Annotated in this window: 15 protein-coding genes; 6 read left to right on the top strand and 9 right to left on the bottom strand. The window is 73.6% G+C overall.

Annotated features, from left to right (window positions below):
- Window positions 1-10 precede the first annotated feature (10 nt).
- Genes ACQPYE_RS11060 through ACQPYE_RS11040 form a run of 5 tightly spaced genes read left to right on the top strand, consistent with a single transcriptional unit; the run spans window position 11 to window position 5,271 of the window.
- Window positions 11-1,546, top strand: a complete 1,536-nt coding sequence (locus ACQPYE_RS11060) for an ABC transporter substrate-binding protein (RefSeq protein ID WP_498720994.1) — start codon at window positions 11-13, stop codon at window positions 1,544-1,546.
- Complete coding sequence (locus ACQPYE_RS11055) at window positions 1,543-2,487, top strand: ABC transporter permease (RefSeq protein WP_498720992.1); 945 nt, start codon at window positions 1,543-1,545, stop codon at window positions 2,485-2,487. The genes ACQPYE_RS11060 and ACQPYE_RS11055 overlap by 4 nt, the downstream gene beginning before the upstream one ends.
- Window positions 2,484-3,254, top strand: a complete 771-nt coding sequence (locus ACQPYE_RS11050; protein ID WP_498720990.1) for an ABC transporter permease — start codon at window positions 2,484-2,486, stop codon at window positions 3,252-3,254. The genes ACQPYE_RS11055 and ACQPYE_RS11050 overlap by 4 nt, the downstream gene beginning before the upstream one ends.
- A complete protein-coding gene (locus tag ACQPYE_RS11045; protein WP_498720989.1) occupies window positions 3,251-4,723 on the top strand; it encodes an ABC transporter ATP-binding protein in 1,473 nt (490 codons plus the stop codon). Before ACQPYE_RS11050 ends, ACQPYE_RS11045 begins: the two co-directional genes overlap by 4 nt.
- Window positions 4,720-5,271 carry a GNAT family N-acetyltransferase gene (locus ACQPYE_RS11040; protein ID WP_498720987.1) on the top strand — a complete coding sequence of 184 codons (552 nt, stop codon included), beginning with the start codon at window positions 4,720-4,722 and terminating at the stop codon, window positions 5,269-5,271. The genes ACQPYE_RS11045 and ACQPYE_RS11040 overlap by 4 nt, the downstream gene beginning before the upstream one ends.
- 6 nt (window positions 5,272-5,277) lie before the next feature.
- Here ACQPYE_RS11040 and ACQPYE_RS11035 read toward each other — a convergent pair whose 3' ends face one another.
- Window positions 5,278-6,123: an SDR family oxidoreductase gene (locus ACQPYE_RS11035; RefSeq protein WP_498720985.1), complete on the bottom strand. Its 846-nt coding sequence runs from the start codon at window positions 6,121-6,123 to the stop codon at window positions 5,278-5,280.
- A 218-nt stretch (window positions 6,124-6,341) separates the two neighbouring features.
- Here ACQPYE_RS11035 and ACQPYE_RS11030 point away from each other — a divergent pair, with 218 nt between their 5' ends.
- Window positions 6,342-7,559: a pectate lyase gene (locus ACQPYE_RS11030; RefSeq protein ID WP_498720983.1), complete on the top strand. Its 1,218-nt coding sequence runs from the start codon at window positions 6,342-6,344 to the stop codon at window positions 7,557-7,559.
- 55 nt (window positions 7,560-7,614) lie between these two features.
- Here the strand turns inward: ACQPYE_RS11030 and ACQPYE_RS11025 are convergent, their stop codons facing one another.
- The 8 genes from ACQPYE_RS11025 to ACQPYE_RS10990 form a co-directional block, all read right to left on the bottom strand.
- Complete coding sequence (locus ACQPYE_RS11025) at window positions 7,615-8,850, bottom strand: hypothetical protein (RefSeq protein ID WP_498720981.1); 1,236 nt, start codon at window positions 8,848-8,850, stop codon at window positions 7,615-7,617.
- A complete protein-coding gene (locus ACQPYE_RS11020) occupies window positions 8,847-9,353 on the bottom strand; it encodes a SigE family RNA polymerase sigma factor (RefSeq protein ID WP_498720979.1) in 507 nt (168 codons plus the stop codon). The genes ACQPYE_RS11025 and ACQPYE_RS11020 overlap by 4 nt, the downstream gene beginning before the upstream one ends.
- 121 nt (window positions 9,354-9,474) lie before the next feature.
- Entirely contained in the window at window positions 9,475-10,548 is a 1,074-nt protein-coding gene (locus tag ACQPYE_RS11015; protein ID WP_498720977.1) for a CU044_5270 family protein, read from the bottom strand.
- Complete coding sequence (locus ACQPYE_RS11010) at window positions 10,541-11,131, bottom strand: RNA polymerase sigma factor (protein ID WP_498722880.1); 591 nt, start codon at window positions 11,129-11,131, stop codon at window positions 10,541-10,543. The genes ACQPYE_RS11015 and ACQPYE_RS11010 overlap by 8 nt, the downstream gene beginning before the upstream one ends.
- A gap of 81 nt (window positions 11,132-11,212) precedes the next feature.
- Entirely contained in the window at window positions 11,213-12,328 is a 1,116-nt protein-coding gene (locus ACQPYE_RS11005; RefSeq protein WP_498720976.1) for an ABC transporter permease, read from the bottom strand.
- The gene (locus ACQPYE_RS11000; RefSeq protein ID WP_498720974.1) at window positions 12,328-13,221 is read right to left on the bottom strand and encodes an ABC transporter ATP-binding protein; all 894 of its coding nucleotides are present in this window, start codon (window positions 13,219-13,221) and stop codon (window positions 12,328-12,330) included. The genes ACQPYE_RS11005 and ACQPYE_RS11000 overlap by 1 nt, the downstream gene beginning before the upstream one ends.
- Window positions 13,222-13,281: 60 nt before the next feature.
- Entirely contained in the window at window positions 13,282-13,968 is a 687-nt protein-coding gene (locus tag ACQPYE_RS10995; protein WP_498720972.1) for a response regulator, read from the bottom strand.
- Window positions 13,965-15,257 carry a sensor histidine kinase gene (locus ACQPYE_RS10990; protein ID WP_498720971.1) on the bottom strand — a complete coding sequence of 431 codons (1,293 nt, stop codon included), beginning with the start codon at window positions 15,255-15,257 and terminating at the stop codon, window positions 13,965-13,967. Before ACQPYE_RS10990 ends, ACQPYE_RS10995 begins: the two co-directional genes overlap by 4 nt.
- Window positions 15,258-15,316 lie beyond the last annotated feature (59 nt).

Here is a 15,316-nt window from a genome sequence, read left to right as displayed (position 1 = left end):
AAGGAACGACATGCACCCCCTCAACCGCCGCGGTTTCCTCGGCCTCACCGCCGGCCTCTCGGTCGCCGCCCTCACCGGGTGCGGCACCGCCGAGCCGATCTCCTCCGCGTCCACCCCCCGCAACGGCGGCCGGCTGCGCGCCGCGTTCGCGGGCGGCGGCGCCAAGGAGGTGCTCGACCCCCACCTGGCGAACCTGTTCGTCGAGGCCGCCCGGTCCAAGGCGCTGTTCGACAAGCTCGCCGACCTCGGCCCGGACGTCTCCCCGCAGCCCAGGCTCGCCGAGAGGTGGGAGCCGGACGCCACCCTGACCCGCTGGCGGATCACGCTGCGGCAGGCCACGTTCCACAACGGGCAGCCGGTGCGCGCGGAGGACGTGCTGGCCAGCTACGCCCGCGTCCTCGACCCCGCCCGCGCGTTCCGGGCCAAGTCCAGCCTCGCGCTGATCGACCTGCCGAACAGCCGCGCGGTGGACGAGCGGACGGTGGAGTTCGCGCTGAAGCGGCCGTTCGTGGAGTTCCCGAACGTGCTGGCCGCGTTCGGCGCGTACGTCGTGCCCGCTGGCACGGAGGACTTCACCACGCCCGTCGGCTCGGGGCCGTTCCGCTTCGTGTCGTTCGAGCCGGGCAAGTCGGTGCTGCTCAAGCGGCACGACGGGTACTGGGAGGGCGCGCCGCACCTGGACGAGCTGGAGTTCGTGATCGCCAACGAGGAGTCGGCGCGGGCGAACGCGCTGCTCGGCGGCCAGGTCGAGTACGCCCACGACCTCACCCCGACCACCGCCCGCGGCCACGCGGCCGGTGACCGGATGGCGATCCACCGCGCGCCCAACAGCGCCGTGCAGGCGTTCGCGATGAAGCTGGACCGGCCGCCGTTCGACAACCGGGACCTGCGCGAGGCGATGTTCCTGCTCGCCGACCGGCCGCAGCTGGTCGAGTCGGTGCTCGCGGGCAGCGGGCAGGTGGGCAACGACCTGTTCGGCAAGGGCTACCAGCACTACGCCGACGACATCCCGCAGCGCACGCGCGACCTGGACAAGGCCAAGTTCCTGATCCGCCGCGCGGGCGCCGAGGGCCTGACGGTCAAGCTGGACACGTCCACCGCGGCGGCCGGCATGGTCGAGGCCGCCACGGTGTTCGCCGACCAGGTCAAGGGCTCGGGGCTGACCGTCGAAGTGGTCACCGGCAACAAGGACAGCTACTGGTCCGACACGCTCAAGAACGGTTCCCTGTCGAGCTTCCGGTCCGGCGCCATGCCGATCGAGACCCACGTCGCGCAACGCCTGCTGAGCGGTTCGGGCACCAACGTGACCAAGTGGGCCCGGCCCGACTTCGACGCGCTGTACGACCAGGCCGTGTCCACTGTGGACGACAAGCGGCGCGGTGAGGTGTACCGGGAGATGCAACGCTCCCTGCACGCCGAGGGCGGCTACCTGATGTGGGGCTTCGCGGACTGGATCGTCGGCGCGGCCCCGAACGTGGGCGGCATCTCCACCGCGCCCGCGAACACGCTCGACTGGGCGCGGTTCGACCAGGTGTGGCTGGGATGAGCCTGCGCCGGTACGCGGCCCGGCGGCTGGCCCTCGGCCTGGTCCAGGTGCTCGCCGTCGTCACCGTCGTGTTCCTGCTGGTGCAGGCGTTGCCCGGGGACGCGGCGGTGGCGTTGGCGGGCGACAACCCCGACCCCCGGCGGATCGAGCAGATCCGCGCCGCGATGGGTCTGGACCGGCCGCCGCTGGAGCGGTTCGGCGACTGGCTGCGGGGGTTGGCGCGGGGCGACTTCGGGGTGTCGCTGATCTCCGGGCGGCCGGTGGCCGAGTTCCTGCACGACGGGCTGGGGCCGACGCTCGTGCTGGCGGTGCTCGCCCTGGTGCTGCTGATCCCGTCGGCGGTGCTGCTGGGTGTGCTGGCGGCGCTGCGCGAGGGCGGTCCGCTGGACCGGGCGGTCACGACGGTGACCGTGGGTCTGCACTCGATCCCGGAGTTCGCGCTGGCCGTGGTGCTGATCGCGTTGTTCGGGGTGCAGTTGCGGTGGCTGCCGCCCACGGCGGTCGGCGCCGACCTGCTCGGGCAGCCCTCCGTGCTGGTGCTGCCGCTGGTGGTGCTGGTCGCGCGCCCGCTGTGCTCGATCAGCCGGCTCGTGCGGGCCGGGATGATCGACGCGCTGGCCTCCGACCACGTCCGGCACGCGCGGCGGTTGGGCATCGGTGTGGCGCGGGTCCGGTTCGCGCACGCGTTGCCGACCGCGCTGGCCCCGGCCGTGCAGCAGGTGGCGCGGACCACCGACTGGCTGCTCGGCGGCGTGATCGTGGTCGAGGCGGTGTTCGTCATCCCCGGTCTGGGCACGATCCTGGTGGACGCGGTCGCGGGCCGCGACCTGCCGGTGGTGCAGGGCCTGGCGGTGGTGTTCGCGGTGACCACGGTGGTGGTGAACCTGGTCGCGGACCTGCTCGTGTTCCGGCTCGCGCCGCGATCGGTGGCGATCGCGTGAGGGGCGTCGGCTGGCTGCTCGTCCTGGTGCCGCTGGCGCTGGCCCTGGTGGGGCCGTGGTTCGTGCCGGACGTGCCGACGCGTGGCGCGCCGTTCGCGGAGAACGCGTCGTTGGGCACGGACTTCGTCGGCCGGGACGTGTGGCACCAGGTGCTCGCGGGCGGGCAGACGGTGGTGCTGGTGGCGTTGCTGGCGTCGGTGTTCTCGTACCTGCTGGGCGTGCCGTGGGGCGTGGTCGCCGCGATGACCCGCCTGCGGATCGTGGACGAGGTGCTGATGCGGCCCCTCGACCTGCTGCTCGCGGTGCCGTCGTTGCTGGTGCTGATCCTGGTCGCGGCGATCGCCGGGCCGGGGCTGCCGGTGCTCGTCGGCGTGGTGGCGCTGGTCAACTTCCCCGACGTGGCGCGGATCTCGCGGGCCGCCGCGCTGGAGATCGCCGGCCGGCCGGCGCTGGAGGCGATGCGGTTGCAGGGCGAGACGTGGTGGCGGACGTCCGTCGTCTACACGGGACGGTCGATGTTGCGAACCCTCGCCGCCGACCTGGGCGTGCGGCTGACCGGCGCGCTGTACCTGGTCGCGTCGGCCAGCTTCCTGGGCGTCGGCGTCGCGCCGGACGCCGCCGACTGGGCCGTCATGGTCGACCGCAACCGGGTGGGGCTGTTCCTCCAGCCGTGGGCGGTGGTCGTGCCCGCGTTGCTGGTGGTGGCGTTGTCGGTGGGGTTGAACCTGGTGTTCGACCGGGCGTTGCGGGCGGAGGCGCGGAGATGACGACGGTGGTGCACGTGGAGGACCTGCGCGCGGTGGCCGGGTCGCGCACGCTGGTCGACGGCGTCAGCTTCGCGCTGTCCGCCGGACAGGTGGTGGCGCTGGTCGGCGCGTCCGGCAGCGGCAAGACCACCACGGGGTTGGCGCTGCTCGGCGAGCACGCGCCCGGGGTGTCGGTGACCGGGCGGATCACGGTGACCGGGCGGGTCGGGTTCGTGCCGCAGCAGCCGTCGGCGGCGCTGAACCCCGTCCGGCGGCTCGGTGGCGTGTTCCGGGAGATCGCCGCCCTGCACCCCGGTGACCGCGACGCGCTCGTCGCCGACGCGTTGCGCCGGGCCCGGGTGCCGGTGGAGCTGCTGCGCCGGTACCCGCACGAGCTGTCCGGCGGTCAGCAGCAGCGGGTGGTGCTGGCGCAGGCGCTGGTCGGCGCGCCGGCGGTGCTGGTCGCGGACGAGCCGACCACCGGGCAGGACCCGATCACCCGGGCCGAGGTGGTGGACGAGCTGTCGTCGGTCGTGGCGCAGGGGGTGGCGTTGGTGCTGCTCACGCACGACCTGGACGTGGTGCGCGCGCTGGCGGACGAGGTCGTGGTGCTGCGGGCGGGCCAGGTGGTGGAGGCGGGACCGGTGGCCGACGTGCTCGACCGGCCCCGGTCGGCCTACACCGCCGCGCTGGTCGCGGCGCAGCCCCGGGTCACGGTGCCCGCCGCACGACCGGTCGCGCCGGCCAGGCTGGAGACGCGCGCGCTCACGGCGCGGCACCGTGCCACGACCGTGCTGCACGACGTGGACGTCCGGGTGGGCGCCGGTGAGTGCCTGGCCGTCGTGGGGCGGTCCGGGAGCGGCAAGACCACGCTGGCCCGGTGCGTCGCCGGGCTGCACGCCGGGTTCACCGGTGACGTGCTGCTGAACGGGCGTCCGCTGCCCCGGTCGTTGCGCCGCCGGTCACGGGCGCGGTTGGCGGCGGTGCAGTACGTGTTCCAGGACGCCCGCGCGTCGTTCGACGCCTACCGCACCGTGCTCGACCAGGTCGGCCGGACCGCCGTGCGGCTGCGCGGGGTCGCCGACGCGCGTTCGGCGGCGTTGGCGGAACTGGCGGCCGTGGGGCTGGACGAGGCGACCGTGACCCGTCGGCCGGCCGCGCTGTCCGGTGGCGAGCTGCAACGCGCGGCGCTGGTGCGGGCGCTGTTGGCCCGGCCGGACGTGCTGGTGTGCGACGAGATCACCTCCGGCCTCGACACCCTGACCCAGGCGAGCCTGCTCGACCAGCTCGCCGCGCTGACCTGCACCGTCGTGCTGATCAGCCACGACTTGGCCGTCGTCGCGCGGCTGGCCGACCGCGTCGCCGTGCTGCACCGGGGGCACGTCGTCGAGCACGGGCCGGCGGGCGACGTCCTGGGCTCCCCCACCCACCCGGTGACCATCGGCCTGCTGGGCCGCTCGATGGAAGGAACAGAGGAGAGGAAGACATGACCGTGTACCACCGCGAAGTAGGGCCTTACGAGGTCCGCCTGGCTTCGCCGTCCGATGTGGACGGCGCGCGCAGCGTCATGCTGGACACGTTCTACCAGGATTTCGGCTACGGCTACCGGCCCGAGTGGCACCGTGACGTGGTCGACCTCGACGGCGCGTACCTGCGGCCGGCGCGGCACGCGTTGTTCGTCGCCGTGAAGGGCGACGAGGTCGTGGGCACGACCGGTGTGCGCGCCACGGCGCCGGCCAGCCCGCCGCACCCCGCCTGGCTGGCCGCGCGCTACCCGGACGGCAGCACGGCGCAGCTGTTCCGCGTGTACGTGCGGCCGGACCACCGCCGGGCGGGGCTGGCGCGCGCGCTGGTCGACATGGCCACCGCGTTCGTCGCGGGCACGCCCGGCTACGAGCGGCTCTACCTGCACACCGACACCCGGATCGCGGGGGCCGAGCCGTTCTGGCGGTCCGTGGCCGAGGAGGTGCACGACGCGCGTGACGGCGACCCGATTAGCTTCCAGACCGTCCACTTCGAGATCCCGTTGGCGCGCTGAGCCCGGTCACCCGTCACGTCGTCGGCGGAGCAGGTCCGCCAACGACGTGGCGGGGTGGCCGGTGAGGGTGGGCACGGCGTCGCCGACCTCGGACAGCTCGTCGTTGGCGACGGCGGTGTAGGTGGAGACCCAGGCGTCGAGCTGCCAGTCCGGCGCGCCGTACCCGGCGCGCGAGCGGTAGGCCTCTTCGACCGTCTCGGGGTGGTAGGTGATCGTCCGGCCGGTGGCCGCGGACAGCACGTCGGCGATGTCGTGGAACGTGAGCGCGGCCGGGCCGGTGAGGTCGTAGGTGCGGCCGGCGTGGGCAGCGGGGTCGGTGAGCACGGCGGTGGCGGCGTCGGCGATGTCGTCCTGCGCCACGGCGGCCACGCGACCGTTCCCGGCGGGTCCGCGCAGCACGTCGTCGTCCCCGACCATGCCGGGCAGGAAGTCGGCGTAGAGGTTGTCGCGCAGGAACGTGAACCCCACGCCACTGGCCTCGATGTGCCGTTCGGTGGCCCAGTGGTCGCGGGCGAGCGTGAAGGTGGCGTCCGGCGCGGCGCCCACGAACGAGGTGTAGACGAGGTGGGCGACCCCGGCGGAGGCCGCGGCGTCGACGAAGGCGCGGTGCTGGTCCACCCGGTCGGTCGATTCGGAAGCCGAGACCATCAGCACCGTCGGGATGCCTTCGAGGGCTCGGCGAACGGCGTCGTGATCGGCGTACGCGGCCGGCACCACGGTCGCGCCGGCCAACCGGGGCGCGCGGGCCGGGTCGCGGACGAGCAGCGACAGGCTCCTGCCCGCGTCCGCGAGGCGGCGGGCGACCCGCCCTCCGAGGTTCCCGGTGGCTCCGGTGACGGCGATCGAAGACATGCTCCGGGTTCCTCTCGACAGGCTCGGTGAAGTCTCCCACCCGGCCGGGACGCCTGCGCGCCGCGCTGAATGCGATCACCGTTCGACACCATTCGCGAATTCGTCGAAACACGCGCCCTATTCACGTGCATGAACGTTCTACACAAATGTGACCGCCCGGGGTTACCCTCGCTGGGAGCGCTCCCAGAAATGCTCTGCTCGCAAGGAGGCGACGCAAGATGACGATTGCTGGCACGCGCAAGAGAAAATTGACCGGCACGTTCGCGGCGATCACCGCCGCGACCTCGGTGACCGCGATGGCCGCCGCCATGGTGGTGGCCGGCGGTCAAAGCGCCTACGCGGCCGTCGGGTGCCGCGTCGACTACACCGTCACGAACCAGTGGGGTGGCGGGTTCGGCGCGAACGTCACGATCACCAACCTGGGTGACGCCCTGTCGAGCTGGAACCTGGAGTGGTCCTTCACCGCCGGCCAGCGCGTCGACCAGCTGTGGGGCGGCGAGTTCGGCCAGTCGGGCAGCACGGTGACCGTCCGCAACGCGAGCTACAACGGTTCCCTCGCCACGGGCGCGAGCACCACGCCCGGCTTCAACGGCACGTGGTCCGGCTCGAACCCCGCGCCGACCTCGTTCAAGCTCAACGGGGTGACGTGCACCGGCTCGCCGACCGGCACGTCCACCTCCACCTCGACCACGACGTCGCGCACCACGACGACCACCAGCCGGACCACGACCACCACCACGACGACCACTCCCGGTGGTGGGGATGGCAGTGGTCCGTGGCCGAGCGATACGGGCAGTGTGCACCAGACCACGACGCGGAGTGTGGGGTCGTACTTCAACGGTGGGATGAAGAAGTACTACGGCATCGGTGACGGTGGTCAGGGTGAGAGCCAGGACCCGATGTTCGTGGTGGCGAACGGGGGCACGATCGAGAACGTGATCCTGGACGCGCCGGCCGGTGACGGCATCCACTGCGAGGGGTCGTGCACGATCCGCAACGTGTGGTGGAACGACGTGGGCGAGGACGCGGCGACGTTCAAGTCCTCCAGTTCCTCGGCGACGTACCTGGTCGACGGCGGTGGGGCGAGGTCGGCGTCGGACAAGGTGTTCCAGCACAACGGCGCGGGCACGGTGACGATCCGGAACTTCCAGGTCAACGGGGCGGGCAAGCTGTACCGGGCGTGCGGCAACTGCGCGACGTCCTACCAGCGGCACGTGGTCATGGACGGTGTCACGGCGCGGTCGACGGGCGCGTTGGCGGGCATCAACACCAACTGGGGTGACACGGCCCGCTTCTCCCGCATCACGGTGTACGGCTCGACGTCCATCTGCGACAAGTACAAGGGCGTGCCGAAGGGCAGCGAGCCGACCAAGATCGGCTCCGGCGCGGACGGCGTGAACTGCTTCTACTCCCCGTCCGACATCACCCAGCGGTAGGAGACCGCGGTGCGGGCGCGAACCCCTCGCAGCACTTCCCGCGCCCGCACCGCGATCACCAGTGCAGGTCCGGCAGTTCCGCGAGCCGGACCAGGTCCGACACCGACAGGACCGGGCTCGGGCGGGTCGGCGGGTCGGACGGCGTGCCGCGGTCGGCGGCGTTGGTGGTCTGCACGCCGATCACGGTGCCGTCCGCCGCCCTCGCGTGCAGTGAAATCCTCATCACGCCGCTTTCCACCGAGGTCTCCACCGCCGCCTTGCGGCCGTCCGACAGGTCGAGCAGGCGGCACGTCGGCCGACCGCCGCAGTCCACCTCGCCGGCGCCCGGCTGCCCCAGTTCGACCATCACCCAGCCGGCGCCCTCGGCGTCGGTCAGGTTGCCGATCGCGCGGTAGCCGCCTTGCCGGACGCGGAAGCGCAGCGACTCGCCGGCGGGGGTCGGCTCGACCTCGAAGCCGTCCGGGAGGGCGGCGGCCAGCACCAGGTCCAGCTCGGCCGCACGGCGGTCCGAGGGCGCGGCGGGCACCGGACGGCCCACCCACCGCACCTGGAGCTGCGGCGCGGCGGCGATGGCCACCAGCCGGTCGTCGTCGAGCACCCTGGTCGTGGAACCCCTGCCGCCGGTCTCCATGACGCTCGCGTACGTGCCGTCGACGCGCCACACGTCCGCGCTGACCAACGTCGCCTCCGCGCCCGGCTCCACGGTGACCCGTGCCGTGGAGCCGTCCGGCAGCACCTTGACCGAGCACCGCGTCTCCGGCGTGAACAGGACGCACTCGCCGGGTGGCTGACCGCCGAGCGGCCGGACGTAGACGATGACCGACCGGTCGCCGGTGAGGCCGAAGTCGCCGCCCCAGCTCCCGTCGATGGCGCACAGCCGCAACGGGGTCGCCTCGACCCCCGCCGGCAGCGGCAGCGCGAACCGCTGGAACGCCTCGGTGAGCCGACCGGACTCGGCCAGCTCCTCCGGCGTCGCCGAACCGCGCGGCAGGTCGGGGAAGCCGCCCGTCATCCGGTCCACGACGCAGCCGGGCGGCGGCGGGGCGGACGACGTCGCGCTCGTGGTCGGTGACGTCGACAGCACCCCGGCGGGCGGCGCCGACATCGGGGAGGACAGCCCGCTCACCGTGATCGCGACCACCGAGACGACCCCGACCGCCGCGCCGGTGAGCACGCCGAGCCGCCGTGCCCGCCGCCTGCGCCCGTCCCGGACGACGCGCTCGAACTCCAGGCCCGAAGACGGCTCGCCCACCAGCGCCGACCTGATCATGTCCCGCACCTCGTCGCTCACGAGCCCTCCCACAGCACGGTCCGCCTGGTGGCCAGCGCCCGGCGCAGGGCGCTCAACCCCTTGGCCACCTGGCTCTTCACCGTTCCCTCGCTACAGCCCAGCGCCGCCGCCGTCTCCGCGACCGGCAGGTCCTCCCAGTACCGCAGCACGACCGCGGCGCGTTGCCTCGGCGGCAGCGCGGCCAACGCCCGCCGCACGTCCATGGCCTCCTCGACCCCGGTCGAGGCCGCGGCCACCTCCGGCACCGCCTCGACCACCGTCTCAGGCCGCCGTCCCCGCCACCGCGAGTCGTCGATCACGGCTCGCACGAGGACCTTGCGCACGTACGCGTCGACCCGTCCGTCCCGGTCCAACCGCCCCCAGTGCACGTAGACCTTGGCCAGCGCCGTCTGCGCGAGGTCCTCGGCCCGGTGCCAATCACCGCACAACAGGTAGGCGGTCCGCCGCACGACGGCCGCCCGTGCCTCGAAGTACGCCCGGAACTCGCGGTCCCGATCGGGCACGTGACACCTCCTCCACTCGCTCACCTCCTATACGGCGTCCGCACCCACCCCGTTGCCCGTAACTTTGCGTGAGCACGCCGGAGGGCCCGCGCACCCCGCGCGGGCCCTCCTGGTCGCCCGATCAGCCGGCGGACTCGACCCCGATGGCGTCCACGACGCCCGTCGTCACCGAGGTGAACCCCAGCACGGTCCCGGCCTCGAAGTCCTCCACGTCGTCGGTCGCGACCTGCCGCTCGCCGATGAACGCGCCGGTCTCCGGGTCGATGATGATCTCGTGCCGCCGTTCGCCGTCGTCCACGCCCAGCGCGATGCCGACCCGACCGCCCAGGTTCGCCCGCCGCTCGGTCACCTCCAAGCCCGCGATCCTGGTCAGCGCCTGGTAGATCGCGGCGCGCACGTCCTTGTCGACCAGCCCGCTGCGCAACGCGTCGGCGGCGTAGGTCACCAGCGCGGCGTCACCCCGGTCGTCGTCCGGCACGTCGGCCCGCAACCGGTCGAACAGCGCCGCCGGATCGGTCGGCAGTCCCGCCTGCCACTCGGCGGTCGGGTTCTGCCAGGAGCCGCCGCCGCACTTCGACTCGCCGTGGAAGTCCCCGCAGGCCGCGCGCCACTCCCCCTCGGGCAGGCCGCGCCCGCCGACCAGGCCCGCCGCCCGCGCCTCCTCCTCCGTTCCGATGACCCACTGCTCGTTGCCGGTCACGTCGCGGCGGAGCAGCCACTCGTCGCGCGGGTCGGCGGGCACCCACGTCTCCAGCAGGTGTTCCGTGAGCCGGGCGAAGCCCTTGCCCTCCACCGAGGACGTGGCCATCCACCAGGCGTGCGTGGCGACGTAGCGGTACCGACCGGGTCCGACGGGCTCGTCCACCGCGCCGAGCGCCCGTGCCGCCGCGTGGTCGAGCGTCTGCACGGCCTCGGCGGTCGCCGGGGCGGGCGGGCCGAACGACACGGTCTGCGCGACGAGCGCACCGGCCACGAGCACGGCCACCGCCGCCGCGCCGGCCGCCCAGCGCAGCCTCGACCGGCGAGGTCGGCCCTCCCGCGCCGTGGCCGCTTCCGCCTCTTCGACGTGCGCGAGCAACGCCGCCCTGGCCTTGGCGAGCACCGGCCCGGCCGCGCGGACGTCGGCGTTCAAGGCGTCCAGCGCGGAGTCCAGCTCGTCCTCGGTCCAGGGTCGGCGGATGTCGTCGTCACTCATCGCCGCTCCTCGTGTGTCCGGTGTCCGACGCGTGGGCCCGCAGCCGACGCCGCACGCGGTGCAGCCGGGAGCGGACCGTGCCGACGGGGATGCCGAGCGCTTCGGCCACCTCGGTCGAGTCGAGCCCGGCCCAGCCGGTCAGCAGCAGCACGTCCCGGTCACCCGGTTCGAGCTCGACCAGCGCGCCGGCCAGCAGCCGGGCCCGGGCCGAGGCGTCGACCTCGTCGGCCACCCGGTTGCCGTGGTCCTCGACGCCCGCCGCCGACCCGGCCGCCCGCGCCGCCGCGCGCAGCCCGCGCACCTCCTGCCGCACGTGCCGGCGCAGCAGGTTCGTCGCGATGCCGTAGAGCCAGGAACGGGCGGTGCCGCGGCCGGGGTCGTAGCCGGCGCGGGTCTGGAACGCGATCAGGAACGTCTCGCCGACCAGGTCGTCGGCCAGGTCGCCGACCCGTCGCGCCAGGTACCGGTGCAGCGGCCGGGCGTGCCGGTCGAACAGCTGCCCGAAGAGCCGCGACGGGTGCGGTCCGGCCAGGTCCGGCCGGTCGTCGGGGACCGGGGGCCCGTCGTCCGCGTGCTCGGTCATCATCCTCACACCAGGTGTTGCCCGCAGCGCGCCGTCGCGTTCACGGTGCCACCGGGGTGCCCCGGTGGCACCGCGTGGCCGCTACGCCTCCCTGGCCCACGCCTTGGCCAGCGCGAGCTTGCCCCCGGTGTGCAGCAGCGAGCCCGAGTACACGCGACTCGCCAGCATCACGGTCAGCACGACCGCGCCGGCCAGCAGCCCCAGCGCCAGCAGCGGCTCCCACAGCGCCGCGTCGCCGGCGAACAACCGCACCGGCATCGCGATCGCCGACGAGAACGGCAGGAACGACAGCACGGTGAGCACGGCGACGTTGTCGGAGAAGAACATCACGCCGAAGTACGGCCCCATCACCAGCAGCATCACCAGGCCCATGCTCGAACCCAGGTCCTCCTGCCTGCTGACCAACGACCCGGCCACCGCCCACATCGCGGCCAGCAGCACGAAGCCCAGCACCAGGAACGGCACGAACCAGCCCAGCGCGGGCGCGACCAGCGCCAGCAGCTCCGAGTGCCCGCCCAGCCGCATCGCCACCGGCGCGGCCACCGCGATCACCAGGACCTGGCCGATCGTCAGCAGCGAGTGCCCCACGATCTTGCCCGCCAGCAGCGCGCGCACCGGCACCGTCGACACCAGGATCTCCACGATCCGCGTCTGCTTCTCGGTGACCGTGCTCTGCGCGATGGCCGTCCCGCTCATCCCGAACATGAGGAAGACCAGGGCGAACACCATGATCACGAGCTGCCGCTGCCCCTGGCCGACCTCGGCCGGGTCGAGCAGGTCGACCGGCGGCGCGGTGCGCAGCGCGGCCACGACGTCGGTCGGCGGGTCGGCCAGCGCGACCACGCGGATACCCGTGGCCGACTCGCCAGTGGTGTCCGGCACGACCGCCGCCTCCACCTCCTCCGACCGGATCAACGCCTCGGCGGCGGCCAGGTCGTCGACCGCGCGGACCTCCACGCCGGTGTCCGCCAACGCCGCCGCGGCCCGCGCGCCGACCGTGGCCACCTTGGTCTCGCCGCCGCCGAGCACGGTCGGCAGGATCGACATCGCGAACAGCCCCACCACGATCACGCCGAGGCCGATCCAGAAGGCCTTGGCGCGCAGGAAGGTCTTCATCTCCCGCTCGGCGACCAGCCGGGTCGCCGCGGCGAACCCGCGCGACCCGCCGTCCCGCTCCCGCTCCGTCACGCCGGTCATCAGATCGCCTCCATGAAGATCTCGCCGAGCGTCGGCACGACGGGGGTGAAGCTGCGCACGGAACCCCGGCGCAGGGCGGCTTCCAGGACCACTTGGTCCACCTGGTCCACTCCGGCGGCGCCGTCCGGTTCGAACACCATGCGCGGACCGTCGACGTCGACCACCCGGACGCCCGGCACGTCGCGCACCCACCCGGCGTCGGACGCCACCACCAGCTCGAACCGCGTGGCGCCGTACCGGGCCCGCAGCTCGTCGCGCGCGCCGCTGACCGCGATCCGGCCACCGGAGATGATCACCACGTCGTCGCACAGCCGTTCCACCACCGACAGCTGGTGGCTGGAGAACAGCACGGGCACACCGGCCGCGGCCCGCTCGCGCAGCACGCCGAGCACCGTCTCGACCGCGATCGGGTCCAGCCCGGAGAACGGCTCGTCCAGGATCAGCATGACCGGGTCGTGCACCAGCGCGGCGGCGACCTGCGCGCGCTGCTGGTTGCCCAGCGACAGCTCCTCCAGCTTGTCCTCGGCCCGGTGCCCCAGTTCGAGCTGGTCGAGCAGGCGTCCGGTGTTGCGCCGCGCGGTGTCCTTGTCGAGGCCGTGCAGCTGCCCCAGCCAGGCGATCTGCTCGCCGACGGCCATCTTCGGGTACAGGCCGCGTTCCTCGGGCATGTAGCCGAACCGCTGCCGCACGCCGCCGGTCACCGGCGAGCCGTGCCAGGCGACCGTGCCGCCGTGCGCGGCGAGGACGCCCAGGACGATGCGCATGGTGGTGGTCTTGCCGGAGCCGTTCGCGCCCAGGAACCCGGTCATCCGGCCGGGTCGGACCTCGAAGGACACCCCGTCGAGGACTTGGAGGTCGCCGAAGCTCCGGCTCACCGACGTCACTGTCAACATGGCCGCAACGCTAGGTCGCGCGCGCCTCGGGCACGTCCGGCGCGAGATCGACTCCGGGGGTCATCCTCGCGGAGGACCCCCTTGGCCCGGTTCCACGATCCCGTGCTCGTAGGCGAACACGACGGCGTGCGTGCGGTCGCGCAGGCCCAGCTTGGCCAGGATGCGCGACACGTGCGTCTTCACGGTCGTCTCACCCAGGTACAGCGCGGCGGCGATCTCCGCGTTGCTCGCGCCGCGCGCGAGGTGGACCAGCACCTCGAACTCGCGGTCGGTCAGCTCCGCCGGCCGGCGCGCGGGCGTGGCGGGCGGCGGCCCGGTGAACCGGGCGATGACGCGCCGCGTGACCTCGGGCGAGAGCAGGGCGTCACCCCGGGCGACGACCCGGACCGAGTCGACCAGGTCCTCCGGCGAGGCGTTCTTGAGCAGGAACCCGCTCGCGCCCGCGCGCAGCGCCTCGAACAGGTAGTCCTCGCGGTCGAACGTGGTGAGGATGACGACCTTGATCGGGTTGCCCGCGCCGGCCGGGCCGAGGATGCGCCGGGTGGCCTCCAGCCCGTCGACGCCCGGCATCTGCACGTCCATCAGCACGACGTCCGGCCGGAGCCTGCCGACCACCGCCACGGCCTCGACGCCGTCCCGTGCCTCACCGACCACCTCGATGTCGTCCTCGGTGCCGAGGATCACCCGGAAGCCCGCCCGCACCAGGTCCTGGTCGTCGGCGAGCACCACGCGCAAGGGGGTCGTCATGCCGGGAACCTCGCACGGACCCGGTACCCGGCGTCACGGCGGGGTCCGGCTTCCAGCTCGCCGCCGTGCACCGCGACCCGTTCCCGGATGCCGACCAGGCCGAACCCGGCCCGGCCCGGCGACGTGCCCGGGTGCCCCCGGCCGTCGTCGGCCACCTCGACCTCCAGCGAGCTCTCCAGGAACCGCACCCGCACGTCGGCCTTGCGCGCGTCCGCGTGCTTCACCACGTTCGTCAACGACTCCTGCACGATCCGGTACACCGACAGCGCGACGCCCTCCGGCACGGGCCGGGGCTCGCCGTACACGCCGTGCTCCACGTGGAGCCCGGCCGACCGCGCCAGCTCGACCAGCTCGGGCAGCCGGTCCAGCCCCGGCGACGACGTCTCGCCCGCCCCGTCCGGCGCCTCGTCCTGGTCGGCGCGCAGCACGCCGAGCAGCCCGCGCAGCTCGCCGATGGCGGTGCGCGCGGTGTCCTCGACGGTCCGCAACGCCTCGCGGGCCAGGTCGGGGTCGCGGTCGAGCACCCGCCGCGCGGCGCCCGCCTGCACGCCCATCACCGACACGTGGTGCGCCACGACGTCGTGCAGGTCGCGGGCGATGCGGACGCGTTCGGCCACGATCGCGCCACGCGTGTTCTGCTCCTGCGACCGGCGCAGCTGCTCGGCGCGGTGCTCCAGTTCGGCCTGCCGGCGGGCCGAGACCCACGCCATCTCGCCGAAGAAGTACGCGGAGAGGAAGAACAGCACGTTGAACCCGATGCCGTAGAGCACGGTCGCGAGCACCGGGTCGAGCGGCCCGGCCGCGTCCTCGAACGGCGGCGTGGGCGCCAGCAGGAACTTCACCAGCCCGAAGCCGAGCCAGCCGAACATCGCCACGACGACCGCGATCCGCGCCCATCGCGCCCGCGTCCGGTCCTGCCCCCAGGCGCCGGCGCTGAAGATGGCCAGGAACAACGCGACCGAGGGCACCAGGTTGTCACCCACCTGCCTGACCTGCACCGCGATGAGCAGCGCGCCGACGACGACCATCACGGTCAGCGGGTAACGGCGTCGCGCCACCAGCGGCAGGGTCAGCGCGGCCCCCCAGGCGATCTGCTCGGCCAGCGGCGGCCCGTCACCCCACAGGCCCGCGCCCATGCTGCTGATCAGCACGGTCACCAGCACGGCGCCCGCCAGCGCCGTGAGCGCCAGCCAGACGTCGCCGCGCCACTCGGCCCCGGTGGGCCCGGGTCGCCGCCACCGCGCCCACACCGGCTCGTGACCGCCCTCACGCACCCATTCGTCCCCCATGCCCGAAAACGTAACCCGACCGGTTTCCGCCCGGTGCGGCGGATCGCCGCGCGGCCGGC

The sequence above is a fragment of the Actinosynnema sp. CA-299493 genome (assembly GCF_050946825.1).
Taxonomy (GTDB): Bacteria; Actinomycetota; Actinomycetes; order Mycobacteriales; family Pseudonocardiaceae; genus Actinosynnema.
This window is presented reverse-complemented; position numbering and strand designations above follow the sequence as displayed.